Consider the following 676-nt stretch of genomic DNA (forward strand, 5'->3'; position numbering starts at 1 on the left):
GATGCCCATGCGGTTCATCCGTGCCAGGTCGGTGTCGGTGACCTTGCCCGTCATGCCACTGGAATCGGCCCACAGCCCCCACGCCACCGACAGACCAGGAAGCCCCTCAGCACGCCGCTGCCGCACCAAAGCATCACAGAAAGCGTTCGCCGCCGCGTAGTTCGCCTGACCCGGACTGCCCAACGTGCCCGCCGCCGACGAGAACACCACGAACAACCCCAACCGCCAACCCGCCGTCGCAGCATGCAAGTGAGCCGCCGCCGCCGCTTTGACATCCCACACCCGCGCCAACCGCTCCGCCGACAACCCCGAAACAACCCCGTCATCCAACACACCCGCCGCATGAACAACACCCGTCAACGGACGCACCCGATCAACCCCCGCCACCACCGCCGACACCGCCTCACCATCCGTGACATCAGCGGCCACCACCCGCACCTCACCACCCAACCCAGCCAGCCGGGCAACCAGTTCCTCGGCGCCAGGGGCATCAGGCCCACTGCGGCTGACCAGCACCAGATGCCGCATCCCCCACACACGGATCAGGTGCTCGGCGACCAGACCACCCAACGTGCCCGTACCACCCGTGATCAGCACCGTGCCCTCCGGATCAACCACCGCAGGAACCTCCAGCACCAACTTCCCCGTATGCCGCGCCTGACTCAAAAACCGCAAC

The 676-nt window shown here is 66.9% G+C and carries 1 protein-coding gene; it reads right to left on the reverse strand.

The features are described from left to right. A partial coding sequence (locus AC5P1B_RS35770) for an SDR family NAD(P)-dependent oxidoreductase (protein ID WP_493892209.1) occupies nt 1-676 on the reverse strand: 676 nt, incomplete at both ends.

Source organism: Streptomyces sp. A01, from assembly GCF_059026195.1.